26 protein-coding genes are annotated in these 25,843 nt (G+C 63.6%); 21 read left to right on the plus strand and 5 right to left on the minus strand.

Annotation, left to right across the window (positions count from 1 at the left end):
• Positions 1-768, plus strand: a complete 768-nt coding sequence (gene bioH / locus BCV67_RS08415; protein WP_062171228.1) for a pimeloyl-ACP methyl ester esterase BioH — start codon at positions 1-3, stop codon at positions 766-768.
• A 92-nt stretch (positions 769-860) separates the two neighbouring features.
• Positions 861-1,748: a malonyl-ACP O-methyltransferase BioC gene (bioC, locus tag BCV67_RS08420; RefSeq protein ID WP_062171226.1), complete on the plus strand. Its 888-nt coding sequence runs from the start codon at positions 861-863 to the stop codon at positions 1,746-1,748.
• A 702-nt stretch (positions 1,749-2,450) separates the two neighbouring features.
• On the opposite strand, the gene BCV67_RS08425 is transcribed toward bioC, so the two are convergent.
• Entirely contained in the window at positions 2,451-3,071 is a 621-nt protein-coding gene (locus BCV67_RS08425) for a YdcF family protein (protein ID WP_062171224.1), read from the minus strand.
• Positions 3,056-4,018: a pyridoxal-phosphate dependent enzyme gene (locus BCV67_RS08430; protein ID WP_062171222.1), complete on the minus strand. Its 963-nt coding sequence runs from the start codon at positions 4,016-4,018 to the stop codon at positions 3,056-3,058. Before BCV67_RS08430 ends, BCV67_RS08425 begins: the two co-directional genes overlap by 16 nt.
• A gap of 143 nt (positions 4,019-4,161) precedes the next feature.
• Here BCV67_RS08430 and BCV67_RS08435 point away from each other — a divergent pair, with 143 nt between their 5' ends.
• The 10 genes from BCV67_RS08435 to BCV67_RS08480 all read left to right on the plus strand — a co-directional run bounded on the left by BCV67_RS08435 (position 4,162) and on the right by BCV67_RS08480 (position 16,257).
• Complete coding sequence (locus BCV67_RS08435; RefSeq protein ID WP_062171220.1) at positions 4,162-4,797, plus strand: hypothetical protein; 636 nt, start codon at positions 4,162-4,164, stop codon at positions 4,795-4,797.
• Positions 4,798-5,289: 492 nt separating this feature from the next.
• Positions 5,290-7,179 carry a tRNA uridine-5-carboxymethylaminomethyl(34) synthesis enzyme MnmG gene (gene mnmG, locus BCV67_RS08440; RefSeq protein ID WP_062171218.1) on the plus strand — a complete coding sequence of 630 codons (1,890 nt, stop codon included), beginning with the start codon at positions 5,290-5,292 and terminating at the stop codon, positions 7,177-7,179.
• Positions 7,180-7,608: 429 nt separating this feature from the next.
• Positions 7,609-8,148, plus strand: coding sequence for a gamma carbonic anhydrase family protein (locus tag BCV67_RS08445; protein ID WP_062172049.1), 540 nt, complete (start codon positions 7,609-7,611; stop codon positions 8,146-8,148).
• 78 nt (positions 8,149-8,226) lie between these two features.
• Positions 8,227-9,135, plus strand: coding sequence for a DUF2167 domain-containing protein (locus tag BCV67_RS08450; protein ID WP_062171216.1), 909 nt, complete (start codon positions 8,227-8,229; stop codon positions 9,133-9,135).
• 181 nt (positions 9,136-9,316) lie between these two features.
• The gene (locus BCV67_RS08455) at positions 9,317-10,012 is read left to right on the plus strand and encodes an RDD family protein (protein ID WP_231732418.1); all 696 of its coding nucleotides are present in this window, start codon (positions 9,317-9,319) and stop codon (positions 10,010-10,012) included.
• On the plus strand, positions 10,009-11,001 hold the full coding sequence (locus tag BCV67_RS08460) for a stage II sporulation protein M (protein WP_062171212.1): 993 nt from the start codon (positions 10,009-10,011) through the stop codon (positions 10,999-11,001). The genes BCV67_RS08455 and BCV67_RS08460 overlap by 4 nt, the downstream gene beginning before the upstream one ends.
• Positions 10,991-12,580 (plus strand): DUF4129 domain-containing protein, encoded by a 1,590-nt coding sequence (locus BCV67_RS08465; protein ID WP_062171210.1) that lies wholly within the window; start codon positions 10,991-10,993, stop codon positions 12,578-12,580. The genes BCV67_RS08460 and BCV67_RS08465 overlap by 11 nt, the downstream gene beginning before the upstream one ends.
• Complete coding sequence (locus BCV67_RS08470; protein ID WP_062172047.1) at positions 12,577-13,728, plus strand: DUF4350 domain-containing protein; 1,152 nt, start codon at positions 12,577-12,579, stop codon at positions 13,726-13,728. The genes BCV67_RS08465 and BCV67_RS08470 overlap by 4 nt, the downstream gene beginning before the upstream one ends.
• Positions 13,725-14,750: an AAA family ATPase gene (locus BCV67_RS08475; RefSeq protein WP_062171208.1), complete on the plus strand. Its 1,026-nt coding sequence runs from the start codon at positions 13,725-13,727 to the stop codon at positions 14,748-14,750. The genes BCV67_RS08470 and BCV67_RS08475 overlap by 4 nt, the downstream gene beginning before the upstream one ends.
• A gap of 208 nt (positions 14,751-14,958) precedes the next feature.
• The gene (locus BCV67_RS08480; protein ID WP_062171206.1) at positions 14,959-16,257 is read left to right on the plus strand and encodes a DUF58 domain-containing protein; all 1,299 of its coding nucleotides are present in this window, start codon (positions 14,959-14,961) and stop codon (positions 16,255-16,257) included.
• A 433-nt stretch (positions 16,258-16,690) separates the two neighbouring features.
• Here the strand turns inward: BCV67_RS08480 and BCV67_RS08485 are convergent, their stop codons facing one another.
• Positions 16,691-17,878 (minus strand): glutathionylspermidine synthase family protein, encoded by a 1,188-nt coding sequence (locus tag BCV67_RS08485; protein WP_057630257.1) that lies wholly within the window; start codon positions 17,876-17,878, stop codon positions 16,691-16,693.
• Positions 17,879-17,882: 4 nt separating this feature from the next.
• On the minus strand, positions 17,883-18,449 hold the full coding sequence (locus tag BCV67_RS08490) for a DUF1190 domain-containing protein (protein WP_057630250.1): 567 nt from the start codon (positions 18,447-18,449) through the stop codon (positions 17,883-17,885).
• Between the two features lie 545 nt (positions 18,450-18,994).
• On the opposite strand from BCV67_RS08490, the gene ilvD reads away from it, so the two are divergent.
• Positions 18,995-20,833 carry a dihydroxy-acid dehydratase gene (gene ilvD, locus BCV67_RS08495; RefSeq protein ID WP_062171204.1) on the plus strand — a complete coding sequence of 613 codons (1,839 nt, stop codon included), beginning with the start codon at positions 18,995-18,997 and terminating at the stop codon, positions 20,831-20,833.
• A 9-nt stretch (positions 20,834-20,842) separates the two neighbouring features.
• Here the strand turns inward: ilvD and BCV67_RS08500 are convergent, their stop codons facing one another.
• A complete protein-coding gene (locus BCV67_RS08500) occupies positions 20,843-21,868 on the minus strand; it encodes an integron integrase (RefSeq protein WP_065868084.1) in 1,026 nt (341 codons plus the stop codon).
• Positions 21,869-22,037: 169 nt separating this feature from the next.
• On the opposite strand from BCV67_RS08500, the gene BCV67_RS20035 reads away from it, so the two are divergent.
• The 8 genes from BCV67_RS20035 to BCV67_RS20050 all read left to right on the plus strand — a co-directional run bounded on the left by BCV67_RS20035 (position 22,038) and on the right by BCV67_RS20050 (position 25,708).
• Positions 22,038-22,418: a hypothetical protein gene (locus BCV67_RS20035; RefSeq protein WP_156455931.1), complete on the plus strand. Its 381-nt coding sequence runs from the start codon at positions 22,038-22,040 to the stop codon at positions 22,416-22,418.
• 76 nt (positions 22,419-22,494) lie between these two features.
• Positions 22,495-22,770 carry a hypothetical protein gene (locus tag BCV67_RS08505; protein ID WP_065868085.1) on the plus strand — a complete coding sequence of 92 codons (276 nt, stop codon included), beginning with the start codon at positions 22,495-22,497 and terminating at the stop codon, positions 22,768-22,770.
• Positions 22,771-22,874: 104 nt separating this feature from the next.
• Positions 22,875-23,150 carry a hypothetical protein gene (locus tag BCV67_RS08510; RefSeq protein ID WP_065868086.1) on the plus strand — a complete coding sequence of 92 codons (276 nt, stop codon included), beginning with the start codon at positions 22,875-22,877 and terminating at the stop codon, positions 23,148-23,150.
• Positions 23,151-23,548: 398 nt separating this feature from the next.
• On the plus strand, positions 23,549-23,929 hold the full coding sequence (locus BCV67_RS20040) for a hypothetical protein (protein ID WP_156455930.1): 381 nt from the start codon (positions 23,549-23,551) through the stop codon (positions 23,927-23,929).
• 62 nt (positions 23,930-23,991) lie between these two features.
• Positions 23,992-24,231 (plus strand): hypothetical protein, encoded by a 240-nt coding sequence (locus tag BCV67_RS08515; protein WP_062171200.1) that lies wholly within the window; start codon positions 23,992-23,994, stop codon positions 24,229-24,231.
• A gap of 64 nt (positions 24,232-24,295) precedes the next feature.
• Positions 24,296-24,625 (plus strand): LysR family transcriptional regulator, encoded by a 330-nt coding sequence (locus BCV67_RS20690; protein WP_156455929.1) that lies wholly within the window; start codon positions 24,296-24,298, stop codon positions 24,623-24,625.
• 353 nt (positions 24,626-24,978) lie between these two features.
• Positions 24,979-25,353, plus strand: coding sequence for a hypothetical protein (locus BCV67_RS08520; protein ID WP_065868087.1), 375 nt, complete (start codon positions 24,979-24,981; stop codon positions 25,351-25,353).
• 76 nt (positions 25,354-25,429) lie between these two features.
• Positions 25,430-25,708: a hypothetical protein gene (locus BCV67_RS20050; RefSeq protein WP_062171196.1), complete on the plus strand. Its 279-nt coding sequence runs from the start codon at positions 25,430-25,432 to the stop codon at positions 25,706-25,708.
• Positions 25,709-25,843: the final 135 nt, after the last annotated feature.

The following is a 25,843-nucleotide window of genomic DNA, read 5'->3' on the forward strand; positions in this document are numbered from 1 at the left end:
ATGCATATCCACGTCACCGGCAGCGGACCGGCCCTGGTCCTGATCCACGGTTGGGCATTGCACGGCGGTATCTTCGCGCCGCTGGTCGAACGACTGGCGCCGCATTTCGAACTGCATGTTGTCGACCTGCCCGGCCACGGCCACAGTCGCGACGACGCCACCCCGTTGCGCCTGCCCCATCTGGTCAACGCCATCGCCAGCGCCACCCCGGCAGCGGTGTGGTGCGGCTGGTCGCTGGGCGGGCTGGTTGCCCTGCATGGCGCCGCCACGCTGCCGCAGGTGCGCGGGCTGGCGATGCTGGCGGCCACGCCACGCTTCGTCCGCGATGCCGATTGGCCCGACGCGGTGGAGCCGCAGGTGTTCGAGCAGTTCGGACGCGATCTGGAGCAGGACTACCGCGGCACGCTGGAGCGCTTCCTCGCGCTGGACGTGATGGGCTCACAACACGCGCGCAGCGAATTGCGCGCCCTACGTGACGCGCTGGTCGAACGCGGTGAGCCGACGCCACGCGCCCTGCACGAAGGCCTGGCCCTGCTGGAGCGCGCCGACCTGCGCGGCAGCCTGCCCAGCCTGCTCAAACCCGGCCTGTGGATAGGCGGCCAGCGCGACCGGCTGGTGCCGTCCAAGGCCATGCACCAGGCCGCGGCCTTGGCGCCGCCGGGCCTGCATGCCGCACACACCATCGACGGTGGCGGCCACGCCCCGTTCCTGGGCCATGCCGACCACGTCGCCAGGCTGCTGCAACAGTTTGTTGCCGGCTGCGCGTGAGCGGTTACGCAGCCATTGCTGCAGCCTGGCCGATCATGCTTCAGGCAGGCTGAAAGCACCGCCGTTCCCAACCCGAATTCCGAATTACTGCCATGTCTTCTCTGTTCGACCCAAAACACGTCCGCCGCGCCTTCTCGCGCGCCGCCAGCAGCTACCGTGCCGCCGCCGTGCTGCAGCAGGAAGTGGCCAAGCGCCTGCTGGAATCGCTGGACTACCTGGAAGACCGGCAACCGCAGGTGGTGCTGGACGTGGGCAGCGGCCCGGCCCACGCCACCGCAGCAATGAAGAAACGCTGGCCCAAGGCGCAGGTGATCGCGCTGGATCTGGCCCTGCCGATGCTGGCCGAAGCCAAGAAGCAGGCCGGCTGGTGGCGCCCATTCTCGCGCATCTGCGCCGACGCCCGCGCCCTGCCGCTGGCCGACAACAGTGTGGACGTGATCTACAGCAACCTCTGCCTGCAGTGGGTGGAAGACCTGCCGGCGGTATTCGCCGGCTTCCGTCGCGTGCTCAAGCCCAACGGCCTGCTGGTCTGTTCCACCTTTGCACATGACACGCTGGTGGAGCTACGGCAGGCGTTCGCGCAGGCCGATGACACCGCGCACGTAAGCCATTTCGTGCAGATCGCCCAGTTCGGCGATGCCCTGATGATGGCCGGCTTCCGCGATCCGGTACTGGACCGCGACATGTTCACCCTCACCTATGACGACCTGCCCACGCTGATGCGTGAGCTCAAGGCGATTGGCGCCACCAATGCCATGCACAACCGTCGCCACACCCTGACCGGACGCAGCCGCTTCGCCGCCGCCCGCGACGCCTACGAGCCACTGCGCCGCGCCGACGGCAAACTGCCGAGCAGCTGGGAAGTGGTCTATGCACACGCCTGGGCACCCGCACCAGGCGCACCAATCCGTGAGCAGGGACACGACGTGGCGAGCGTGCCACTGTCGGCGATTCCGATCCGGCGGAAGACGACGGAGTAAGGATTCGGGGAAGTTGGCTTTGGCTTTGGCAGTTGATTTTCTCCTCTCCCCTTGTGGGAGAGGATGCCGAAGGCAGGAGAGGGGACGCGGCGAAGCCGCCAAGCTCCTGCCCCACCAGATTTCAAGCCAATCGATCGCCAAGCGCCATCAGCTTCGCGGCTGACGCCGCTCCTACAAAAAAGCCAGAAAGCCAGCCTGCTCGTCGCCACTGCAGGCTGCTGCTTGGCACCTGCTTTTGACTTTCTCCTCTCCCCTTGCGGGAGAGGATGCCGAAGGCAGGAGAGGGTGGCGGCGCAGCCGCCAAGCTCCTGCCCCACCAGATTTCAAGCCAATCGGTCGCCAAGCGCCATCAGCTTCGCGGCTGACGCCGCTCCCACAAAAAAGCCAGAAAGCCAGCCTGCTCGTCGCCACTGCAGGCTGCTGCTTGGCACCTGCTTTTGACCTTCTCCTCTCCCCTTGCTGGAGAGGATGCAGAAGGCAGGAGAGGGTGGCGGCGCAGCCGCCAAGCTTCTGCACCACCAGATCTCAAGCCAATCGGTCGCCAAGCGCCATCAGCTTCGCGGCTTACGCCGCTCCTACAAGAGCAAACGAAAACGCAGCTACGTAGTGCCCAGCCATGCTTGGCAGGGGCTTTGCAGACAATCCATCGGAAAGCGCGCCAGCTTCGCGGCTTACGCCGCTCCCACAACCCGACTACGCCGCTCAAGCACCTTTTACGAACAGGTCGCGGTGGAAGAAATACACTTCCTGCAGCAGAAATCGCCAGCTGGTATGAAAGCTGCGGAAGCGCGTACTCGGCGTGGACGATGCCAACGCATCAATCCCCAATTCCTTGGACAGGCGCAGCGCGCGGGCCATGTGCAGCGGATCGCTCACCACGATGACCTTGTGCATGTCGTGCTTGCGCATCACCTGCTTGGCTTCCACCAGGTTCTGCCGGGTGGTACGTGACCGCGTTTCGATCAGGATGTCCCTGCCCGGCACCTGCTGCTTGAGTGCATAACGGCGCGCCACCTGCGACTCGGAAAAACGCGCGCCCGCGCCACCGAAGCCACCGGTGAAAATCAGCTTCGGCGCATAGCCCTGATGGTAGAGATCCAGTCCGTGGCGGATGCGCTCTTCGAACACCGGCGAAGGCTTGGCGTCATAGGCCGCAGCACCGAGCACGATGATGGCGTCGGCGGGCGCGGCCTGGTCGCGGTCGCCCACCCAGATGATCCACGCTGCCACGCCCAACAGCCACAACAACACCAATGCACACAAGCGCCACACCCAGCCCAGCAAGCCCGTGCGTCCAGCAGCTGCCTTCATGCCTGCCCCCATGGCAAGGCATCCAGGTCGACGTTGCCGCCGGACAACACCAGGCCGACAGTGCGCCCGGCAAAGCGTTGCGGCTGTGCCAGCACTGCCGCCAGGGTGATGGCCGACGACGGCTCCACGGTCTGCTTCATCACCTGCCAGATCAGGCGCATCGCCGCCACCGTATCGGCATCCTCCACGCTGATCACCTGCGCCGCATCGCGCAGCAGCCCGAAATTGGGCGCACCCAGTGCGCCGCGCAGGCCATCGCAGAGCGTGTCGGGAACAAAATCGATCAGGTGCTCACCTGCGGCCAGCGAACGTGCGGTATCGGCAGCACCGGCCGGTTCGGCCAGTACCAGCTCGCAGTGCGGCAACAACTGTTGCATGGCCAGCAGGCTGCCGGCGGCCAAACCGCCGCCGCCCACCGGCACCACCAGCACATCCAACGGTGCCGCCGCCTGGCGGATCAGCTCCAGCGCGGCCGTGCCCTGGCCGGCGATTACCAGCGCATCGGTGTACGGATGCACCAGCGTGGCGCCGGTTTCCCGCTGCACGCGCAGGCATTCGGCCTCACGCGCGGCCTGCGTGGGTGCGCAACGCCACAGCGTGGCCTGGTTGCGTTCGATATTGGCCAGCTTCGCCGCCACCGCGCCTTCGGGCACAACCACGTGGCAGGGAATACCGCGCGAATGCGCCGCCAGGGCCAGCGCGGCACCATGATTACCCGAGGAATGCGTCACCACGCCGTGGCGGGCATGTTCCACATCCAATGCCCATACCGCGTTGCAGGCGCCACGGAACTTGAATGCACCGCTGCGCTGCAGGTGCTCGGCCTTGAAATGCAGGCTGGCGCCGGACAGTGCATCCAGCGCGCGTGAGCGCAGCACCGGGGTGACGGTCGCATGGCTGGCAATCCGCGCTGCTGCTGCCAGTACCTCGGCAAATCCGGGCAAAGGGAGTTGATTCATGGTGAAAGGTTAGCCCAGGCCCCGGCCCTGCGACCATCTCATCTGCGCACACGTTGTATGTTCAGCCACGTAGATGCGAATTAAGGGCCGATTCAACGCCATGGCCCGAAGCTGGATGCCATTCCCACTGGGGGGGACAACTCATGATCAAGCGCCTGATTATTTCCACCGGCCTGCTGCTGGGCCTGTCTGGCTGTGCCACCTATGACTATGTCGGCGGCGGCTCGGGCGGCTATTACCATGGCTCCCCTTCAGTGCAGTACAGCTACCCGTATGGCTACCCGAACAGTGGTTACGGGTATGGCGGCTATGGCTACGGCAGCGGTTATTACGGCTATGGCAGCTACGGTTACCCGGTCTACCGGCCCAACTACAACCGCCCGCGCCCGCCGTACCACGGCAACGGCAACGGCCAACGTCCGCCAGGCCATGGCCATGGCGGCAACCGGCCCCACCCCGGCGGCGATGGCGACCATAACCATGGTGGCAACCGCCCGCGCCCACCCGGCAACGGCAATGGCGGCAACGAAGGACGTCCGCCGCGGCCACCACCGGTGAATGGCGGCGGCAACAAGTCGCCCTGGCGCAACCTGGACAACCTGCACCGGCCGCAACCGCGCGCCAACGCCCAGCCGATGCAGCGGGCCCAGCCCATGCAGCAGGCCATGCAACGCCCGCAGGCGGTAGCGGACCGTCCGGCTGTTCAGTCGCGGCCGGCACCGGCACGACAGCCGTCACAAACTCGGCGACCGACCGGCATCCGGATCCAGGAGCGATAAAAAGGTTGCATTTGGTGAAAATGCAGGCATTCTTGAATCCACGGGTGACCGCTAGCGTCGCATAGTGACCTAAACCGGCCTTGCCCAGACAGTTCAATGTCGATGTCCGTCAGGAAATCTGGATCCCCCCTGTTCCGGCCCTGTCGGGCATCGGCGCCTAAAAAGACAAAGCCCCGGCCTAGGCCGGGGCTTTGTCTTTTAACGCTTTCCCGCCAAGGCGGGCCTTGCTGGATTGCAAGGCCGGTAGTCCCCCGACTACCGGCCCCCTGCTTCCCCAACGTACGCTTCGGTCGGCCCCTGTTCCAATTCCGACCTTGTTGCGCCTATGTCGCATGCCACGTTGGGTGCAATGTATTAACTGCAGGTTGCGTGCCAACTTTAGGGTTCATGCGTACCTGATTGCCCTTGGCGGTAAAATCGCCATACACGCCGTCGAGCCGTGGGTTTACCCCGGCGACCAACTTCACACTTTCCCTTACCGATCTCACGCCCATGAGCGACTCCTTCTACCGCTACGACGTCATCGTCATCGGCGGCGGCCATGCCGGTACCGAGGCGGCCTTGGCCGCAGCACGCGGCGGTGCCCGTACCCTGCTGCTGACCCACAACGTCGAAACCGTCGGCGCGATGAGCTGCAACCCCGCCATCGGCGGCATCGGCAAGGGCCACCTGGTCAAGGAGATCGACGCCCTCGGCGGGGCCATGGCCCACGCCGCCGACCGCGCCGGTATCCAGTGGCGCACGCTCAACGCCTCCAAGGGCCCGGCCGTGCGCGCCACCCGCTGCCAGGCCGACCGCAACCTGTACCGCATGGCGATCCGCGGCATGGTCGAGGCGCAGCCCAACCTGACCGTGTTCCAGGCGGCGGTGGACGATCTGGTCATTGAAGGCGACGCCGTGCGTGGCGCCATCACCCAGACCGGCCTGACCTTCCACGCAGCCGCCGTGGTGCTGACCGCCGGCACCTTCCTGGCCGGCAAGATCCACATCGGCGAAACCCAGTACACCGCCGGCCGCATGGGCGACCCGCCGGCCACCACCCTGGCCGCGCGCCTGCGCGAGCGCCCGTTCGTGATCGACCGGCTCAAGACCGGCACCCCGCCGCGCATCGACGGCCGCTCGCTGGACTACAGCGTGATGGACGAGCAGCCCGGCGATGATCCGTTGCCGGTGATGTCCTACCTGGGCGATGTCAGCGAACACCCGCAGCAGGTGAGCTGCTGGATCACCCATACCAGCGAGCGCACCCACGACATCATCCGTGGTGCCCTGCACCGCTCGCCGCTGTACAGCGGCCAGATCGAAGGCATCGGCCCGCGTTACTGCCCGTCCATCGAGGACAAGGTGGTGCGCTTTGCCGAGAAGAACAGCCACCAGATCTTCGTCGAGCCGGAAGGCCTGGATGTGGTGGAGATCTACCCCAACGGCATTTCCACCTCGCTGCCGTTCGACGTGCAGCTGGAACTGGTGCGCAGCATCCGTGGTTTCGAGCAGGCGCATATCACCCGCCCCGGTTATGCCATCGAATACGATTTCTTCGACCCGCGCGGTTTGAAGAACACGCTGGAGACCCGCCAGGTCAACGGCCTGTTCTTCGCCGGCCAGATCAACGGCACCACCGGTTATGAAGAAGCCGGCGCGCAAGGCCTGCTGGCCGGCATCAATGCCGCACTGTTCGTGCAGGGCAAGGACGGCTGGTGCCCGCGCCGCGACGAGGCGTATATCGGCGTGCTGGTCGACGACCTGATTACCCACGGCACCACCGAGCCCTACCGCATGTTCACCAGCCGCGCCGAATACCGGCTGCAGCTGCGCGAAGACAATGCCGACACCCGCCTGACGCCGACCGGTCGCGAACTTGGTCTGGTCGACGACCGTCGCTGGGCCGCGTTCGACACCAAGCAAGCTGCAGTCGCCAGCGAAAGCGCACGCCTGCGCGGCATCTGGGCAACCCCGGGCAATGCGCTTGGCCGCGAAGTGGCCGATGCCACCGGCGTGGCGGTCAGCCGCGAAACCAATGTGCTGGATCTGATCAAGCGCCCGGAACTGGACTACGCAAAGCTGATGCAGGTGCCCTCACTCGGCCCCGGCGTGGACGACGCACGCGTGGCCGAGCAGGTTGAAATCAGCGTCAAGTACGCCGGTTACCTGGACCGCCAGCGCGAAGAGATCGAGCGCCAGCAGCGCCATGAAAACACGGCGATTGTTGAAGGTTTCGATTTCGCCTCGGTGCGTGGCTTGTCGGCCGAAGCCTTGCAGAAGCTGGAACGCGTGCGGCCGCAGACCATCGGCCAGGCGCAGCGCATTCCGGGCATGACCCCGGCAGCGATCTCGCTGCTGCTGGTGCATCTGGAGCGGGCGCGACGCGGCAAGGTGGCTTGAGTTTTTTAGGTAGGTTTTTGGTTTTTGGTTGTGGGGTGCTGAAGCTTAAAAGCTACCCCTCCCCAACCCTCCCCTGCGCTTCGCGCAAGGGAGGGGGCTGTTCATGCGCCCTGTCAGTTCGCTGCAATGCCGCTCTTGCTCCCTCCCTTGCGCGAAGCGCAGGGGGTGAAGAGGGCCGCTTGCACGCCACTGGCGTGCGGCCTGATGAACGACCGAAGGCTGTGCCTGAGGGCCGGACGGGTTGGGGAGGCGTGCCTTTCGCGAACATCCCACCATCAGCCGCGCACCGCCGACGCCACATCAATGCAGCCGTATTGCAGATGATTCTCAGACAATCGCCATAGGCGCATGCGTACCTGCAGTCACGGCTGTCCATAGGCCCCGCGTTATCATGCGCAGCAACGCTTCTTGCCGAACTTGAGCCGCAGCATGCCCGCACTACGCCCCTTCCTCGACAAAACCCCCACCCTCGGTGAGCGCGTCTATATCGACGAGGCCTGCACCATCATCGGCGATGTGCAGATTGGCGACGATGCCTCGGTCTGGCCGGGCACGGTGATCCGCGGTGACGTGAATTACGTGCGCATCGGCGCGCGCACCAATGTGCAGGACGGCACCATCATCCACGTCAGCCATGACAGCCCCTACAACAAGGGCGGCTATCCGACGCTGATCGGTGAAGGTGTCACCGTTGGCCATGGCTGCATCATCCACGCCTGCAGCATTGGTGATTACTGCCTGATCGGCATGGGCGCCTGCATCCTCGATGGCGCGGTGATCGAAGCCAATGCCTTCATTGCCGCCGGTGCGGTGGTGGGGCCGGGCAAGGTGGTGCGCAGTGGCGAGCTGTGGGCCGGCAACCCGGCCCGCTTGATGCGCCAGCTCAGCGACAAGGACATCGAAGGCCTGCGCTACTCGGCCGACCACTACGTGCAGGTAAAGGACCAGTACCGCGGCATGCAGGGCTGAGCCGGCAGGCATTGTCGAAGCCCGGCCCGGCAGTGCAAACTGCCGGCCCTGGCGTGGGGACGCCTTCGAGGGTTTGACATGAAGTCGATGCGAATCGTGGCGCAGCGCCTGTTGGCGGCTGCGGCACTGCTGTGTGCAGTTTCCTTTGCCGCCTCCGCCCAGGAAGAACCGGGCATGAGCGCGGAGCAGTTCGAGCAGTCGCTGCAGTTCCGCAGCGGGCAGATCGAGGTGCCCGAGGCCCGGGCCCATTTCAATCTGGATGGCGATTTCCGTTTCCTGGACAAGGCCGACGCGCGCCGCGTGCTGGAAGACATGTGGGGCAACCCGCCCGATGACAGCGTGCTGGGTTTGATCGTGCCACGCAGCCCGGGCCTGACCGAGCCGGAAAGCTGGGCGGTGGTGGTGACCTGGTCCGACGATGGTTACGTGTCCGACGAAGATGCCAGCAAGATCGACTATGACGATCTGCTCAAGACCATGCAGACCGCTACCCGCGAGAGCAACCCGGAACGCGAGAAGGCCGGCTACGGCTCACTCGACCTGGTGGGCTGGGCGGTGCCGCCGCGCTATGAAGCCGGCAGCAAAAAACTCTACTGGGCACGCGAGCTGGCCTTCAACGACCAGCCTGACCACACCCTCAACTACGACATCCGCGTGCTGGGACGGCATGGCTACCTGAGCTTGAATGCGGTGTCAGGCATGTCCGAACTGGCGCTGGTGCGCGAGGGCATGGACAAGCTGCTGCCGATGGCCGAGTTCGACCAGGGCGCGCGTTACGCCGACCACAATCCCAGCACCGACAAGGTGGCTGCCTACGGCGTGGCAACCCTGATCGGCGGCGGGCTGGCGGCCAAGGCCGGCCTGTTCGCCAAGCTCGGCCTGCTGCTGGCCAAGTTCTGGAAGCTGCTGCTGATCGGCGTGCTGTTCCTGGGCGGCGCGGTCAAGAAGCTGTTCACACGTGGCGACGACAACCGTAGCGTGCGTTGAACCGGCCCCGCCTGGCCCACTGGTCAATCGGTGGGCTGGGTTTTCCTGCTGCCGCCCGCTACAGTCAGCACTCTGATAAGGACGTAGCAGAGACACGAATGCCACAGGCATCCGTCCGGGCCGGACTCCGGGCTTCCATTGGCTACAGGCAAGGCCAGCACCGCGTGCTGGAGCCATTGCAATGAACACAGCACGGCCGATGCTGGACACCTACCGCGAAGTCATCACCCCTGAAGGCGTGCCCTTGCAGCTGCCCGCCGCCGGTCCGGTGCCGCGCGCCCTGGCCTGGCTGATCGACCTGTGCGTGCGTTTTGGCGTGCTCGCAGTGATGAGCCCGCTGCTGGTGGCGTTGGGCGAATTCGGCAAGGGCCTGTACCTGGGGTTGATGTTCCTGATGTTCTGGGCCTACCCGATCGTGCTGGAGGTGTGGTTCGGCCGCACCCTCGGCAAGAAGGTCATGGGCCTGCGCGTGGTTGCACGCGACGGCGCACCACTGGGCTGGATGCCGGCGATCGTCCGCAACCTGCTGCGTACCGTCGACGCCCTGCCCTTTGGCTATGCGCTGGGCCTGGTCACCTGCCTGTTTGATGCGCACGGCCGCCGCCTGGGCGATCTGGTCGCCGGTTCGCTGGTCATCCATACCGCGCCACGCCCGGCCGCCGCACCGGCGCGCATCGAAGCCGTGCTGGCACCGCCGCTGCCGCTGCAGCCCGGCGAACAGGCTGCCTTGGTCGCGTTCGCCGAACGCGCGCCGGCATTGTCACCGGGGCGCCAGCGTGAGCTGGCCGACATCGTCAGTGGGCTCAGCCATGAACGCGGCCAGACCGGCGTGCTGCGCCTGTATGCGATGGCCAACTGGCTGCTGGGGCGGCGATGAGACAGGAGCAGTTCGTCACCCGCTACCAGCACGAATGGCAGCAGTTCGAGGACTGGCTGCAACGCCGTGGTGAACATTCGCGCAAGCAGCTGCGCACGCCACAACCGGACCTGCTGGGCGATGAAACCATCCCGCAGCGCTACCGCCGCCTCTGCCAGCAGCTGGCATTGGCGCGCCGCCGCGGCTACAGCCCGCAGCTGGTGGAACGCTTGCAACAGCTGATGCAGCGCGGCCACAACCTGCTCTACCGCACGCCGGCACCCCGCTGGCAGCGCGCGGTTGAATTCCTGTTCGCCGATTTCCCCAGCACCGTGCGCAGCCAGGCCGGGGCGATGTGGGTGGCCTGCGCGTTGTTCGTCATTCCGCTGCTGGGCATTTTCGTCCTGCTGCAGTACAAGCCCGACCTGATCCACATGCTGATGGATCCACGCCAGCTCGCACAGATGGAAAAGATGTACGACCCGGCCGCCGATCACCTGGGCCGCGACAGCGGCACCGACTGGGCGATGTTCGGCCACTACATCATGAACAACATCAGCATCGGCCTGCGCACCTTCGCCAGCGGCCTGCTGGCCGGCATCGGTACCGTGCTGGTGCTGCTGTTCAACGGCATCACCATCGGCGCGGTCGCCGGCCATCTGCAGCAGATCGGCTCGGGCGACCCGTTCTGGCGCTTCGTGGTGGGCCATGCGCCGTTCGAACTGACCGCCATCGTCATTGCCGGTGGCGCCGGTCTTCAGCTCGGTCTGCGGCTGCTGGCACCGGGCCGCAAGCGGCGCATCGATGCCTTGATCGAAGGCGGTGTGATTGGCGCGCGGCTGTGCCTGGGCGTGGCCTTCATGCTGCTGGTGGCCGCCTTCATCGAAGCGTTCTGGTCGTCGATCGCCTGGGTGCCGATGTGGGGCAAGTTGAGCGTATCGGCCGTGCTGTGGACGGTGGTGCTGCTGTGGTTGTGGCGCGGCGGACGCGGGGGTGGTCATGCGCATTGACCAACTCGATGTGGTCCTGCGCGCGCGTTCGCAGTGGGAAGCCATGGAGCTGGGTACCGCGCTGGTGCGCCGGCATGCGGCGGCCATCTGGAAGCCGTGGCTGCTGCTGACCTTGCCGGTCTTCGCCCTGCTCAACCTGCTGGGCTGGTGGCTGGACAACTTCTGGCTGTCCAGCCTGATTCTTTGGTGGCTCAAGCCTGCGTTCGAGCGCATACCGCTGTACGTGATATCGCGCGGCGCCTTTGGTGCCGAACCCAGCACCGGCCAGACCCTGCGCGCGCAGTGGAACTGGGGCTGGCGCGGGGTGGTGGCTTACCTCGGCTGGCGAAGGCTCAGCCCGGCGCGTTCGCTGCTGATGCCGGTCGACCTACTGGAAGGTGGCGACGCCACGCAACGGCGCGCGCGCCGGCACGCGCTTGGCGGTGCCAGCTACGGGCATGCCACGCTGCTCACGTGGGTGTGCTGGCATTTCGAGATGATGCTGCAGCTTGCCGGCGTCGCCCTGGTTTTCATGTTCGTGCCGGTGGAACTGCTGTCCGAATCGCTGCGCGCCACCTGGGAGCTGATCGGCACGGACACCCCGGCCTGGGCCTGGATAGGTTTCAACCTGCTGGCATGGCTGGCCATGACCCTGATCGGCCCGTTCTACAGCGGCGCCGGGTTTGGCCTGTACCTCAACCGTCGTACCCAGCTTGAAGCCTGGGATGTGGAAATCGCCTTCCGCCGGCTGCGCGACCGCCTGGCCGGGCTGGCGCCGATGCTGGTACTGCTGCTGGCCGTGTTTGCCTTGCCGTCGCTGCAGGCGCGGGCGCAGGACAGCACCGAGCCCGCCAGCATCAGCAGCCACGGCAACCACAAGGACGCCGCGCCGGAAGCTGCAGCCACCGCCACAGCAACCACGCCGCAACAACTGTTCGGTACCGCGCCAGCCGACACCAACGGCTTCCGCCAGGCCGCCGCGCGCGCCTATGAAGACCCGCAGCTGGGTGCCAAGCGCAAGGTCAGCCGCTGGGTGAAGAAGGCATCGGACAAAATCACCGAGACCAAGCAAGAAAGCGACAAACCCGATCCCGGCCCGATCCTGGGCGCCATCGCCAAGGCCGTGGCGCTGATCGGCGAGAGCATCCTGTGGATTCTGCTTGGCGTGCTGCTGGTGGTACTCGCGCTGACCGCCCGCTGGTGGCTGCCCTGGCTGCGCGGCAGTGGCCGCAGCAGCCGCGTCGTACAGGCGCCGGCCATCCAGGAAGCCCTGCAACTGCCCGAAGTGCTGCCACCGGACATCCTCGGCAGCGCGCGCCGGCTGTGGCGCGAAGGCAAGCCACGGCACGCCCTGGCCCTGCTTTACCGCGCCTCGGTCGACGTGCTGGTCCAGCGCGGCAACGTGGTGCTGCCGCCCGGCGCCACCGAGGCACAGTGCTTGCGCGCGTCACGCAAGATGCCGCAGGAAGCCGACCGCACCCTGTTCGCACGCATGGTCCGCACCTGGCAGTACGCCGCCTACGCCGGCCGCCTGCCCAGCGACGATGAGTTCAATGCGCTGATCAGCGAACTGCACCAGCACTACGGATGGCCGGCATGAGCGCGCCCGTACGCAATACCGTGATCGGGGTGGTGCTGCTGATGCTGGTCGGCTTGATCGCCACCTGGTTCCTGAGCAGCTTCGAGAAGGGCAGCGAGGAAATCACCCTGCCGCCGTATGGCGAGCCCACCTACAACGCGCTGTATGCGCTGCGCGAAACCCTGATCCGCGACGGCAGCAAGGCCGAAAGCCGGCGCCAGCTGGATCTGCCAGCCATGCAGCTGCAGCCCGGCGACACCGTGCTGATGCTGGACGACCCGCGCCAGCTCACCCCGGCACAGGTCGAAGGCCTGCTCGACTGGGTGCAGTTTGGCGGCCACCTGCTGCTGCGCGTGCCCGATGCGGACGAAGACCTCGACGGCAACGAGCAGGGCCTGCTCGAACGCCTGGGCGTGGTGACCACCGATGCGGCAGCACGCTGCCAGATCTGGCAGGTGGAAGGCCAGCCGTCGCACGATGAATTCTGCAGCGGCAGCCGCTTCAGCCTCACCAGCAAGGCGCGCGCCGAACACCGCTGGGCCGATGCCGGCGGTGATGACACGCTGGCCTATGCCCGCCTGCGTTACGGCCTGGGCCGGGTGGACGTGCTGGGCAGCATGGACTTCCTGCTCAACGGCGAAGGCCCACACGACACCGGCCTGCGCGACATCGCCCACCGCGATCTCACCCGCCTGCTGCTGGCCCCCAGTTACGGCAAGGGCACCACCCATCTGATCTACGCGATGGAGATGCCGTCGCTGTGGAAGACGCTGTTCCAACGCGGTTGGCCGGTATGGGTGCCGCTGCTGCTGGCCCTGCTGGCGTGGCTGTGGATGCGCTGCCAGCGTTTCGGTGCGCTGTTGCCTTCGCCGCGCGAAGACCGCCGCTCGCTGCTGGAACACGTCCGCGCCAGCGGCGAGCACCTGCACCGTTATGGCAAATCGCCGCTGCTGTATGACGCGGTACGCCAGGCGTTCCTGACCCGCCTGCGCCGGCGCGCGCCGGTGGCGGCTGCGCTGACCGGTGATGCCCAGGCCCAGGCCATCGCAGACCATCTGCAATGGCCCATCAGCCGCGTGCAGACCGCACTGCAGATTCCTCCCTCGCAGGACGATGTCGCCCTGCGCGAACGCATCCGCTTGCTCATCCAGATGAGAAACCAGCTATGACCGACACGTTCACTCCGCCTGCCCTCCCCGGCGATGCACCCGCACCTGCGACTGCACCCAGCCCGGGCAACGCTGCCCTGATCGAACGTGTCGAACGCATCCGCAACGCGGTCGGTCACGCCTTCATCGGCCAGGCTGACGTACTCGACCAGATCCTGATCGCGCTGCTGGCCGGCGGCCATGTCCTTATCGAAGGCGTGCCCGGGCTGGGCAAGACCCTGCTGGTACGCGCCCTGGCGCAGGCACTGGAGCTGGACTACGCACGCGTGCAGTTCACCCCGGACCTGATGCCCAGCGACGTCAGCGGCCATGCCGTCTACGACCCCAAGACCGAGAGCTTCAAGATCCGCCGCGGCCCGGTGTTCACCAACCTGCTGCTGGCCGACGAAATCAACCGCGCCCCGGCCAAGACCCAGTCCGCGTTGCTGGAGGTGATGCAGGAAGGCCAGGTCACCATCGAAGGCAAGGGCTTCCAGCTGACCCCGCCGTTCCTGACCATGGCCACGCAGAACCCGGTGGAGCAGGAAGGCACTTACCCGCTGCCGGAAGCGCAGCTGGACCGCTTCCTGCTGAAGGTCTTGATCGACTACCCGCAGCTGGAAGATGAAAAGCAGATGGTGCAGGCGATCACCACCGGCCGCACTGCCAGCGACTTCAACCTCAGCCAGGTGCCGCGCGTACTCAGCGGCGCCGACGTGGTGGAACTGCAGAAGGCCGTGGCGGCGATCACGGTTGACCCGCAGGTGATTGATTACGCCGTGCGCATTGTCGCCGCCACCCGCAAATGGCCGGGCATCGCGCTGGGTGCAGGCCCGCGCGGCAGCATTGCACTGGTGCGCGCCGCACGTGCCCAGGCCGTGCTGTCCGGCCGCGACTTCGTCACCCCGGACGACGTCCGCGAGATTGCCAAGCCGGCCCTGCGTCACCGCATCGCACTGGCGCCGGAACTGCAGATCGAAGGCCAATCTGCCGACGACGCCCTCACCGCCCTGCTCGCCAAGGTGGAGGCGCCGCGCAAGTGAGCAAGGCGGCAAGCAGCAGCATTCCAAACGAAACCCTTGCCTCAGCCCCCTCCCTTGCGCGCACAGCGCGAAGGGGAGGTCTGAGGAGGGGTGCCGTTGCTGCCCCCTCCCTTGCGTGCGCAGCACGGAGGGGAGGGCTGGGGAGGGGTGCCTTTGTTCTTGCTCTAGCTCCTCCACCCCCAACACACCCAAAAATCAGGGCCACGCAGTGAGACCCGCCCCCCTATTGATCACCCTGCTGGTGCTGTGGAGCCTGCTCGGCCTGCCGGTGGCCCTGCACTACCTGCCGCTGCAGGCATGGACCCTCACCGGCACGGCCATCGCCCTGCTCGCGTTGCTCGACATCCTGCTGCTCTGGCGCAGGCCCAGCCCGCAGGTGCGACGCGAACTGCCCGACTCGCTGGCCCTGGGCGTCGAACGCGAAACCTGGCTGCAACTGGATTCCTATGGCAAACAGCGCGTCGATGTTTTCGACCTGCTGCCAGATGGCTGGAACAGCGACGGCCTGCCGCGCCGCCTGAAACTCGGCAAGGCCAGCGAAACCCGTTTCAGCTACCGCTTCACCCCGGCCAACCGCGGCACCTTCGCGTTTGATGGCGTGCAGCTGCGCCTGCATTCGCCGCTGCGGCTGTGGTGGCAGCAGCGCACTGTCGGTACGCCGCAAACCGTACGCGTCTATCCCAATTTCGCCCCACTGACCCGCTTCGCCCTGCTCAGTGCGGAGATGGCCTCGCGGCTGGTGGGCGCGCACCTCAAGCGCCGCCGTGGTGAAGGCACCGACTTCCATCAGATGCGCGAATACCGCGTGGGCGACAGCCTGCGCCAGATCGACTGGAAGGCCACTTCGCGCGCGCGCAAGCTGATTTCGCGCGAGTACCAGGACGAAAAGAACCAGCAGCTGGTGATGATGATCGACACCGGCCGACGGATGATGGCCGACGAAGGCGGCCTGTCGCATTTCGACCATGTGCTCAATGCTGCGTTGGTGGTCTCGTATCTGGCACTGCGCCAGGGTGACGGCGTCGGCCTGTTCGCCAGCGGCGGTGACAGCCGCTGGGTAGCGCCCAAGCGCGGCATGGGCGCGATCGACAGCCTGCTGCGGGCCAGCTACGACCTGCAGCCGAAACCGGTGGCCACCGACTATTTGGCCGCAGCCACCGAGCTGTCCTTGCGGCAATCGCGGCGCAGCCTGGTGATGCTGGTCACCAATGTTCGCGATGAAGATATCGAGGACCTGCTGGCGGCCGTGCGCCTGCTGCAGAAGCGGCACCTGGTCTGCGTGGCCAGCCTGCGCGAACGCGAGCTGGACCAGGCACTGGCACGCGAGGTTGAAACCCTGCCGGATGCAATCCAGGCCGGCGCCATCGCCGGCTACCTGCAGCAACGCAGCGACGCGCATGAAGCACTGCGCAGCCATCGGGTGATGGTGCTGGACGTAACCGCTGAAGAGCTGCCGGCGGCCTTGGTTGAACGCTACCTCGCAGTAAAGCGCGACGGCCTGCTGTAAGCGCGTCACCGCCGCAAACCGTAGTGCCGAGCCATGCTCGGCAGAGGCTTCACCAGCAATGCCCACCTGTAGTGCCGAGCCATGCTCGGCAGAGGCTTCACCGGTAATGCCCCAGCCGAGCATGGCTCGGCTCTACAGGGCATTTCAGGCATTGCCTGCTTCGCGGCTTACGCCGCTCCTACAAAAGCCCCACCTGTAGTGCCGAGCCATGCTCGGCAGAGGCTTCACCGGTAATGCCCCAGCCGAGCGTGGCTCGGCTCTACAAGGCATTTCCAGCATTACCAGCTTCGCGGCTTACGCCGCTCCTACAAAAGCTTCAGCTGTAGTGCCGAGCCGTGCTCGGCAGAGGCTTCACCGGTAGTGCCCCAGCCGAGCAGGGCTCGGCTCTACAGAGGCATTTCCAGCATTACCTGCTCCGCGGCTTACGCCGCTCCTACAGATAGATACGCGTTGTGCCCTGCGGGGCGTCATCAATGATGGCGTGCGGTACAAAGCGCGCACTGTCGCGGGTGATGCGGCTGTTGTCCTCGCGGATGCCGACGCCACAGGCGCGGTCGCCCACCACCCAGCTACCTACCAGCGGATAGTTGCCGTCGAACACCGGCAATGCATGGAAGGCCTGGCGAATGCTGGGGCCGGTGTAAGGGCCTTCGCTCTCCTGCCAGCTGCCATCGTTCATGTGCATCGCCACGTTGGCGCCTTCGCGCGAATGCAGCGGCTTGCGCACCCAACCTGCCGGCAAGGCACTGCCGTCATCGAAGTGACATTCCAGCAGATTCGGGTGGCCACGGTGGCGCTGCCACAACAACGGCAGGATGCCCTTGTTGCTCAATACCGCCTTCCACGCCGGCTCCAGCAGCTGCACGCCCGAACGCGGCAAGGCTGCGCCGAATTCTTCGCGCATCAGGTCTTCCAGCGGGTACAGCTTAAACAGGCTGCCGATCACCACATCGTCCAGATCGGTGAAACGACCATCCGCCGACAAGCCGATATCCTCGATGGCGATGGCCGCGGCGCGCAGCCCGGCCTGTGCCGCGCAATCGCGCAGATAGGCCACCGTACCCTGATCTTCCTCGGACTCTCCCACCGCGCTGAAATACAGCGGCGGCGGCAGGCGTGAGGTCAACTCGGCAAACCGCTCCACCAGGGTTTCGTGGATGGAATTGAACTGGTCCGCCTGCTGCGGCAAGGCGCCACGGTTGCGCTGGTCTTCCAGCCATTGCCACTGGAAGAAAGACGCTTCGTACAGCGAGGTTGGCGTGTCGTAGTTCAGCTCGTACAGCTTGGCCGGGCCATTGCCGTCATAGGCAAAATCCAGGCGACCGTAGAGATGCGGGTCGCGGCGACGCCAGCTTTCGGCGATCCAGTCGCGGAACGCTTCCGGGATGGCCAGTTGCGCCATCAACGCCTCGCTGCCTACCACCTCGTCAACCAGATCCAGCGCCATGGCATGCAGCTCGGCGCTGGGGTCTTCGATATCGTTCTCGATCTGGCGCAGGGTGAACGCGTAATACGCGCTTTCATCCCAGTACGGCGCACCGTCGATGGTATGGAAACGGAACCCCGCCTCGGCGGCACGGTCCCGCCAGTTGCCGCGCTCGGCAATTGCTACACGCTTCACTGCATCAACCGCCGACGCTGCTGCGGCCGCCGCTGCGCGAACCAAAACCACCACGGCTGGCGGTAACGGCGCGGTTCGGCTCGGCATTGACCGGGGCCAGGCCGGCCTTGCCGGCACCAATGCCGCTACCGGTGTTCAAACCGCCGCTGCCACCCGGTGCGGCCGGCTTGGCCCAACCATTGGCGTTGTCCTTGAATGCCGGCTGCGACGCCGGCGGTGCGGCCACAGCGCCACGGCTGCCGTTGAGCATCTGCGACATGAAGAAGCCCATCATCATCGGGCCGATGAACGAGGTGCCGGCGCTGGTCTGCTGCTGCACGCACTGCTCGGCCGGGTATTCCTTGGCGCACTCTTCCTTGCTGGCGTACTTGGGCGCGGCATCAGCCGACTGCTTCTGTGCGGTGGCAAATGCCTCGCGGCAGCTGGACGGGTCGCCGGTCGCTTCGCTGCAGGCCTCCACCGAGGTGTACAGCCCTTCCTGTGTCTGCACGGCCTCTTCCTTCTGGCAGGCAGTCAGCAGCAGCGGTACGGCGCTCATCAGCACCAGCGCGGTGGCCTTGGATCGCTTCATGGTCGGTTCCCCGTCAATGTGATCCGCCAATGATGCCCGATGAAGGCTGCAAGGCGGAAACCGGATAGCTCCCGAAGCTGAATCGGATTTCAGGTGATGTATTGGAAATGCTTGGGGCGGCTGGGTTTCCGGTATTTCCCTGCTCTTGGCGCTATTCAACGCATGGGCGCTGCTGGTGCGATGAAAATGCAGAATCCAGAGCACCCCTCCCCAACCCTCCCTTGCGCACAGCACAAGGGAGGGAGCTGTTTGCTGCGCTCGTTCGGATCGCAGCGCAGCCGCTTCTACCCCCTCCCTTGCGCGCAGCGCAGGGGAGGGTTGGGGAGGGGTGCCTTTGCCTTTGCCTTTGCTTTTGGCTTCGTCTGTAACTTCAACTTCGACTCTGGCCCCGGCACACCAGAACCCTGACAACCAACCACCAACATCCACCCAATCGCCCTTTTCCGCCCTCACCCTTCCCCCATCCGATGGTTGCAGCTGCAACCGGGAACTTCATGCAGAATCAATCGCACTGCACTTCTGCACGACCGCCCCGCTCGCTCGCCATGCCTGAATACCGCTCGAAAACCTCCACCGCTGGCCGCAACATGGCCGGCGCCCGCGCCCTGTGGCGTGCCACCGGCATGACCGATGGTGACTTCCACAAGCCCATCGTTGCGGTGGTGAATTCCTTCACCCAGTTCGTGCCCGGCCACGTGCACCTGAAGGACCTCGGCCAACTCGTGGCGCGCGAGATCGAAGCCGCCGGTGGCGTGGCAAAGGAATTCAATACCATCGCCGTGGATGACGGCATCGCCATGGGCCATGACGGCATGCTGTACTCGCTGCCCAGCCGCGAGATCATCGCCGACTCGGTGGAATACATGGCCAATGCCCACTGCGCCGATGCGCTGGTGTGCATCTCCAACTGCGACAAGATCACCCCGGGCATGTTGATGGCCGCCTTGCGCCTGAACATCCCCGCGGTGTTCGTGTCCGGCGGCCCGATGGAAGCCGGCAAGACCAAGCTGGCCGACCACAAGCTCGACCTGATCGATGCGATGGTCGCCGCCGGCGATGACAACATCAGCGACGAGCAGGTAGCGGCGATCGAACGCAGCGCCTGCCCCACCTGTGGCTCGTGCTCGGGCATGTTCACCGCCAATTCGATGAACTGCCTGACCGAAGCGCTGGGCTTGTCGCTGCCCGGCAACGGCACCGTCGTGGCCACCCACAGCGATCGTGAGGCGCTGTTCAAGCGCGCCGGCCGCCTCATCGTCGAACTGTGCCACCGCTGGTACGGCGGCGAAGAAGCCAACGTGCTGCCGCGTGGCATCGCCACTTTCGAAGCCTTCGAAAACGCGATGACGCTGGATATCGCCATGGGCGGTTCCACCAACACCATCCTGCACCTGCTCGCCGCTGCGCAGGAAGCCGAAGTCGCCTTCGACCAGCGCGACATCGACCGCCTGTCGCGGCGTGTGCCACAACTGTGCAAAGTGGCGCCGAACACGCAGAAGTACCACATCGAAGACGTGCACCGCGCTGGCGGCATCATGGCCATTCTCGGCGAGCTGGCACGCGGCGGCCTGCTGCACACCGATGCCTCCACCGTGCATAGCCGCACGCTGGGCGCGGCTATCGCGCAATGGGACGTCACCCAGACCCAGGACGAAGCCGTACATACCTTCTACAAGGCCGGCCCGGCAGGGATTCCAACGCAGGTGGCTTTCAGCCAATCCACGCGCTGGCCGTCATTGGATGTGGACCGCGCCGAAGGCTGCATCCGCGACGTTGCCCACGCGTTCTCCAACGAAGGCGGCCTGGCCGTGCTGTACGGCAACCTCGCCGCCGATGGCTGCGTGGTGAAGACCGCCGGTGTGGACGAATCCATCCACGTCTTCGAGGGCAATGCCCGCGTCTACGAAAGCCAGGATGCGGCAGTCAAAGGTATCCTCGGCAACGAAGTACAGGCCGGCGACGTGGTGGTGATCCGCTACGAAGGCCCCAAGGGTGGCCCGGGCATGCAGGAAATGCTGTACCCGACCAGCTACCTGAAATCCAAGGGCATGGGCAAAGCCTGCGCCCTGCTCACCGACGGCCGCTTCTCCGGTGGCACCTCCGGCCTGAGCATTGGCCATTGCTCGCCGGAAGCCGCCGCCGGCGGCACCATTGGCCTGGTGCGCGACGGCGACCGCATCCTGATCGACATCCCGCAGCGTGGCATCAACCTGCTGGTGGACGATGCCGAACTGGCCCGTCGCCGCAGCGAGCAGGATGCCAAGGGCTGGAAGCCAGCCGAAGCGCGCCCGCGCAAGGTGACCACGGCGCTGAAGGCATATGCCCTGCTTGCCACCAGCGCCGACAAGGGTGCGGTGCGCGACAAGGCGTTGCTGGACGGTTGATTGCCGCCATCACACCGGGAGTAGCTTCACTCCCGGTAGCCGGTCCAAGGGGCTGAGCAGACCTCCTGCGCCCCGCCCAAGCACGTGCGTATAGATCTGGGTGGTAGCGACATCCTTATGCCCCAGCAGCTCCTGCACCGTGCGAATGTCGTGACCGGCCTCCAGCAGATGCGTCGCAAGGGAGTGACGCAAGGAATGGCAGGTCACACGCTTGGCGATGCCTGCCATGGCCCGTGCCAACTTCACCGCATGCTGCAATGGCTCTTCGCTGACGTGATGCCGCCCGATTGCCCTGGTTCGCGGATCGGTAGACATCCGCGCAGAAGGGAACAGGTATTGCCAACCCGGCTCTGCGTTTGCATTCGGATACTTGCGTGCCAGCGCATGGGGCAACTGTGCCCGGCCCATTCCTGCATCGATATCCGCGCGATGCATCAACAACGCCCGTTCGCGTTGCCGCAGCAGCCGCTCACAGAGCGAGATGGGCAGCGGCACACGTCGATCCTTGTTGCCCTTGCCGCTACGCACACAGATTTCGTTGCGCCCGAAATCCACGTCCTTTATGCGAAGCCGAACACACTCCATCAAGCGCATACCCGTGCCGTAAAGCAGTTGAGCCATCATCGCCGTTTGCCCTTCTGGAATGGCTTGCAGCAATCGCGCAACTTCCTCCTGTGACAAGACAACCGGAAGACGACACGGCCGCTTGGCGCGTACCACCTGATCCAGGCGCGGAAGCTCCATGTCAAGCACCACGCGATAGAGAAACAGCAACGCCGACAATGCCTGGTTCTGGGTAGAAGCCGACACGTTTCCCTCCGTAGCCAGACCGGTCAGGAAATCTCCCACTTCGGCAGCACCAAGGTCCTGCGGATGGCGTTTGCCATTGGCAAAGATGAAGCGCCGTATCCAGCCCACATACGCCTGCTCGGTTCGCAAGCTATAGTGCCGGACCCGGATATGCTCCCTTACCCTATCCAGCAATCGCGGGGGTTTAGCTGCTTTTACGCCTGCTGAAACAGGGGTGTATTCCATATCAAGGCTTCCGAGCGGTATTAAGCTTGGAGACTGATATGGCGATACAGGCTTTAGAATCCCGCAAGCCATTGTTTCTTTGTGAGAAATTTCCGATTCAAACGCGACACAAAAGTGGGCATAATCGGCTTTACACCGCTTTTAGGCGGTCTACTAAGAGTTAGCCCTCATGGTGCAACCTAAGTCTCTTCTCCTATCCGAGCAGTTCCCATACAAGGAAGAGCTGATTTCCGCCTTACAGAATGGCGAGCCATGCAGAAGAATGGACGAAGGAGATTTCTTAGCTGGCAGGCTTGCAGGGACATACCAAATCCGTTTGAGAATCGCTAAGGATGCAGCCGTTAGAGGCCACCTGATTTGTGATTATGATTTAGCTGTCCGTGATCTCACGATCCTGGTCGATCGGCTGCTTTCGGCCGCACCTGAAGCTGTCTTAGCTGTCTACTCCGTAGGTCCTACAAAAGATGGGTTCAAATATCACCTCTTTGAAAAAAAGTGTGATGGTCACTTTGTCGGTTGTCTCCGCAGTCCTTATCCGGATGAGGGCTAACAGTTCATTCAAGCCGACGCCGCTTCGCGGCGCGGCTTAATTCCAGAGTTAGGCAGATCAGGCATTGAGTGAGCCAATGACAGAAGACGAGATTCGTCATCGCGCAGAGAATATGCTCTCTGAGTTGCTGAAACTTGATGCTTTAGCTACCAGCGAGGGACAGCGACGAGATTTCAAAGAAGCACGCGAACATTTGGCCCGTGCAGCGAAAAACGGCGTAGAGGCCGATCTTCGGATTGGATCTTACTGGTTGGCGGTTGTTTCCGCCAAGGTCCGCATGGTGCAAGATGGAAAGCTAAAGGGCGAATTGCGTGCGGCAAGAAGAGCAGACAAGGGTAAGGAGTCTGCCTAACAGTTCATTCAAGCCGAACTCGCTTCGCGAGTCGGCTTAATTCCAGAGTTAGGCATCGTATAGTCGTTCCCGCGAGACAACAGACCAAGTCACCGCCAGCTCATATGACCCATTTGTATCGCTACATACCAATTTGGCGTCGTGTACAAAGCGGCGCAGTTCTTTATCGCGTCTTTGAGGTCATCGGTATTGGATTCACCGTTCAAAGCAAAGACTACTTCCACGCAGGCGCACCGGTTGGCGCCATGGCATCACTGGAAGCACAATTCTTGGAGCTGCTAATTGAGCAGGATCCACATCACCGGTTTGGGACTTCATCAACGATTGAGGCGGCGGTTTTGGCGTTCGACCAGTACTTTGAGTCTACCGCCGATGCCTAACAATTCATTCAAGCCGAACTCGCTGCGCGAGCCGGCTTAATTCCAGAGTTAGGCGGTGGTGTTCTTGGTTGGCTGGCCCTTCTCCTTTCGGCAGCATCATCGGCAAGTCACCGGTCGGCTCCGGGTAGCAGTTCCAACTGTTCCTGGCAGCGACAAGCCCGCCACTTCGTCTTACGCTTCACTGCCCTGCCGCAATCATTTCATCGCACTTCGGCGGCAATGCTCGGCAAGGTTTCCTGAGCAAGCTCCGTCTCGCAAGCTGTGGCATGATCGGCTCGCGTTGGGTTGCACAAGCAAGGCAGCATTGGTCCGGGGGTCGGTAAGTGGCCACAGCCGCCTAACAGTTCATTCAAGCCGACACCGCTTCGCGGCGCGGCTTAATTCCAAGGTTAGCCCTCATGGTGCAACCTCAATCTCTTCTCCTATCCGAGCAGTTCCCATACAAGGAAGAGCTGATTTCCGCCTTACAGAATGGCGAGCCATGCAGAAGAATGGACGAAGGAGATTTCTTAGCTGGCAGGCTTGCAGGGACATACCAAATCCGTTTGAGAATCGCTAAGGATGCAGCCGTTAGAGGCCACCTGATTTCTGATTATGATTTAGCTGTCCGTGATCTCACGATCCTGGCCGATCGGCTGCTTTCGGCCGCACCTGAAGCTGTCTTAGCTGTCTACTCCGTAGGTCCTACAAAAGATGGGTTCAAATATCACCTCTTTGAAAAAAAGTGTGATGGTCACTTTGTCGGTTGTCTCCGCAGTCCTTATCCGGATGAGGGCTAACAGTTCATTCAAGCCGACGCCGCTTCGCGGCGCGGCTTAATTCCAGAGTTAGGGCTCACATAATGAATATGCAGCAACTTCTACAAAATATCGTCGCTGGCCACACCAGCTTCGATCCGTCCGGAAGTTCAGAGTCGGAGCTTCGTGCGTTTCAGCTCATTGCGGCATTAGTACTCAAGGCCGAGGAGCTCGGATACGTTACCGATGTTCTGCTCCACCAAGAGTCGGATAGCGGCAACGACTACTACGATACGGTAGTTGTCGGCGGCATCACCAAGCGCGGCCGCGAGGTGGCGGGGTGAGTCCTAACAATTCGTCTAAGCCGATGCCGCTTCGCGTCACGGCTTAACTCAAGCGTTAGGCCTCATGACAACAATCCCACTAGACCAGTTGACGTACCGCAACCTCGTCGCGTTCTACTACGTGGCATCAAGGGGATCACTGAGAGAGGCTGCAAAATGCCTAGAACAGCCACATCGCGAAATCGCAATGATGATTCGCCAGCTTGAAGACCAACATTGTACAAAGCTGGTCATTTTCAACGATTCGTCTGCGGCTATAACCCCAGAAGGTCAGAGGCTCCTAGAGGCTATTGATCCTTGTCTTCTAGGCTTGGCAGCCGCCTTAGATGTCGCCACAAAAGGATCTGTTCTCCCGGATGGGAGTATCGTGTGGAAGCATGCAAATGAGGCCTAACAATTCATTCAAGCCGACGCCGCTGCGCGAGTCGGCTTAACTCCAGAGTTAGGCGCCACGGGAGATTCCTCGATGCACCAAATTTGGGCAGATCTCATATGCGGCGATCATCACTGCTGTTTTTGTGGAGCATGGATAGAGCAAGACCTGCAACCGATTTTACTGCCACTTGCCGGGGAGGCTATTCAAGCCCTCAGCGCTCACGGCTCCTGCTTGAAACAGTGCATTGATAAAGCTATTCCATATCTTTCTTCCAGCGAGGCATGCGAGTGATGACGCCTAACAATTCATTCAAGCCGGCGCCGCTTTGCGGCGTGGCTTAACTCAGAGTGTTAGGCACCTCGCCAAGTACCATGCTCGTTCGGTTCACTACCCTCGTTACTGATCCCGATTCTGGCCATGCGGGCGGAGTATTAGTTGCTGCGCATGATTTGCGCGATGACGGAGACCTGTCTGCCGACGAACACTCGGACCTCCGAACCATACTGGCTTGGTTCAATGAGTATTTGTTCGTTCCTGCCATGCTCGAGGCAAAGAAGCATCGCCGCGCCATTTCCTGGTTCAAGCCCTCGGCATCTGAGGCCATTAGACGGATGTGGCACGTCAAGGAGGTTCTGGACCTCCATGGAATCCACGTTGAGGTGCTTCGCACCTCGGACCCGGGTACAGTTGTTTACGAGGATGATTGGCAGGTCATCGCCAAGCCTCACAAAGGGCAGCGCTTCTAGTTCAACGAGTATTGCCTAACGGTTCATTCAAGCAGAACTCGCTTCACGGGTCGGGCTGATTCCGGAGTTAGGCCTCATGTCAGATGACCAGCACGTCGATCTAGAGAAGCGCCTTCTGAGTGTTGCTTTGTTCAACCTGCGGGTTCTTCTTGCAAGCCACATCGACCCCGAGGATCAAAGCCCAGCGAGTGATGCCGCATGGCTTGCCTACTCTCTTCACAATCAAGCGCTCTCGGTGCTTAACGGGCAAACATTCGATGTCGCCCAAGCACCACAAGCGGTAGAGCGACTGGAACCAAGGCTTGGCAAGGCGTATGTGCGGCAATTTCGGCAAGCCGTTCTCAATGAGGCCTAACAGTTCAATAAAGCCGAACCCGCTGCGCGGGTCGGCTTAGTTTCATAGTTAGGCCACGGACCGCATGCTCGAACTACTCGGAAATGCTCGTTACGACGCGCTTAGAACATTCAGCTTCTCGGTTGCTAATGGTTC

The organism is Stenotrophomonas nitritireducens (genome assembly GCF_001700965.1).
GTDB classification, from domain to species: domain Bacteria; phylum Pseudomonadota; class Gammaproteobacteria; order Xanthomonadales; family Xanthomonadaceae; genus Stenotrophomonas; species Stenotrophomonas nitritireducens_A.

What these genes read in the sequence shown, in the direction of transcription:
- bioH (WP_062171228.1), top strand. Translation starts at nt 1, where the DNA reads ATGCATATCCACGTCACCGGCAGCGGACCGGCCCTGGTCCTGATCCAC.
- bioC (WP_062171226.1), top strand. Translation starts at nt 861, where the DNA reads ATGTCTTCTCTGTTCGACCCAAAACACGTCCGCCGCGCCTTCTCGCGC.
- BCV67_RS08425 (WP_062171224.1), bottom strand. Translation starts at nt 3,071, where the DNA reads ATGGGGGCAGGCATGAAGGCAGCTGCTGGACGCACGGGCTTGCTGGGC.
- BCV67_RS08430 (WP_062171222.1), bottom strand. Translation starts at nt 4,018, where the DNA reads ATGAATCAACTCCCTTTGCCCGGATTTGCCGAGGTACTGGCAGCAGCA.
- BCV67_RS08435 (WP_062171220.1), top strand. Translation starts at nt 4,162, where the DNA reads ATGATCAAGCGCCTGATTATTTCCACCGGCCTGCTGCTGGGCCTGTCT.
- mnmG (WP_062171218.1), top strand. Translation starts at nt 5,290, where the DNA reads ATGAGCGACTCCTTCTACCGCTACGACGTCATCGTCATCGGCGGCGGC.
- BCV67_RS08445 (WP_062172049.1), top strand. Translation starts at nt 7,609, where the DNA reads ATGCCCGCACTACGCCCCTTCCTCGACAAAACCCCCACCCTCGGTGAG.
- BCV67_RS08450 (WP_062171216.1), top strand. Translation starts at nt 8,227, where the DNA reads ATGAAGTCGATGCGAATCGTGGCGCAGCGCCTGTTGGCGGCTGCGGCA.
- BCV67_RS08455 (WP_231732418.1), top strand. Translation starts at nt 9,317, where the DNA reads ATGAACACAGCACGGCCGATGCTGGACACCTACCGCGAAGTCATCACC.
- BCV67_RS08460 (WP_062171212.1), top strand. Translation starts at nt 10,009, where the DNA reads ATGAGACAGGAGCAGTTCGTCACCCGCTACCAGCACGAATGGCAGCAG.
- BCV67_RS08465 (WP_062171210.1), top strand. Translation starts at nt 10,991, where the DNA reads ATGCGCATTGACCAACTCGATGTGGTCCTGCGCGCGCGTTCGCAGTGG.
- BCV67_RS08470 (WP_062172047.1), top strand. Translation starts at nt 12,577, where the DNA reads ATGAGCGCGCCCGTACGCAATACCGTGATCGGGGTGGTGCTGCTGATG.
- BCV67_RS08475 (WP_062171208.1), top strand. Translation starts at nt 13,725, where the DNA reads ATGACCGACACGTTCACTCCGCCTGCCCTCCCCGGCGATGCACCCGCA.
- BCV67_RS08490 (WP_057630250.1), bottom strand. Translation starts at nt 18,449, where the DNA reads ATGAAGCGATCCAAGGCCACCGCGCTGGTGCTGATGAGCGCCGTACCG.
- ilvD (WP_062171204.1), top strand. Translation starts at nt 18,995, where the DNA reads ATGCCTGAATACCGCTCGAAAACCTCCACCGCTGGCCGCAACATGGCC.
- BCV67_RS08500 (WP_065868084.1), bottom strand. Translation starts at nt 21,868, where the DNA reads ATGGAATACACCCCTGTTTCAGCAGGCGTAAAAGCAGCTAAACCCCCG.
- BCV67_RS20035 (WP_156455931.1), top strand. Translation starts at nt 22,038, where the DNA reads ATGGTGCAACCTAAGTCTCTTCTCCTATCCGAGCAGTTCCCATACAAG.
- BCV67_RS08505 (WP_065868085.1), top strand. Translation starts at nt 22,495, where the DNA reads ATGACAGAAGACGAGATTCGTCATCGCGCAGAGAATATGCTCTCTGAG.
- BCV67_RS08510 (WP_065868086.1), top strand. Translation starts at nt 22,875, where the DNA reads ATGACCCATTTGTATCGCTACATACCAATTTGGCGTCGTGTACAAAGC.
- BCV67_RS20040 (WP_156455930.1), top strand. Translation starts at nt 23,549, where the DNA reads ATGGTGCAACCTCAATCTCTTCTCCTATCCGAGCAGTTCCCATACAAG.
- BCV67_RS08515 (WP_062171200.1), top strand. Translation starts at nt 23,992, where the DNA reads ATGAATATGCAGCAACTTCTACAAAATATCGTCGCTGGCCACACCAGC.
- BCV67_RS20690 (WP_156455929.1), top strand. Translation starts at nt 24,296, where the DNA reads ATGACAACAATCCCACTAGACCAGTTGACGTACCGCAACCTCGTCGCG.
- BCV67_RS08520 (WP_065868087.1), top strand. Translation starts at nt 24,979, where the DNA reads ATGCTCGTTCGGTTCACTACCCTCGTTACTGATCCCGATTCTGGCCAT.
- BCV67_RS20050 (WP_062171196.1), top strand. Translation starts at nt 25,430, where the DNA reads ATGTCAGATGACCAGCACGTCGATCTAGAGAAGCGCCTTCTGAGTGTT.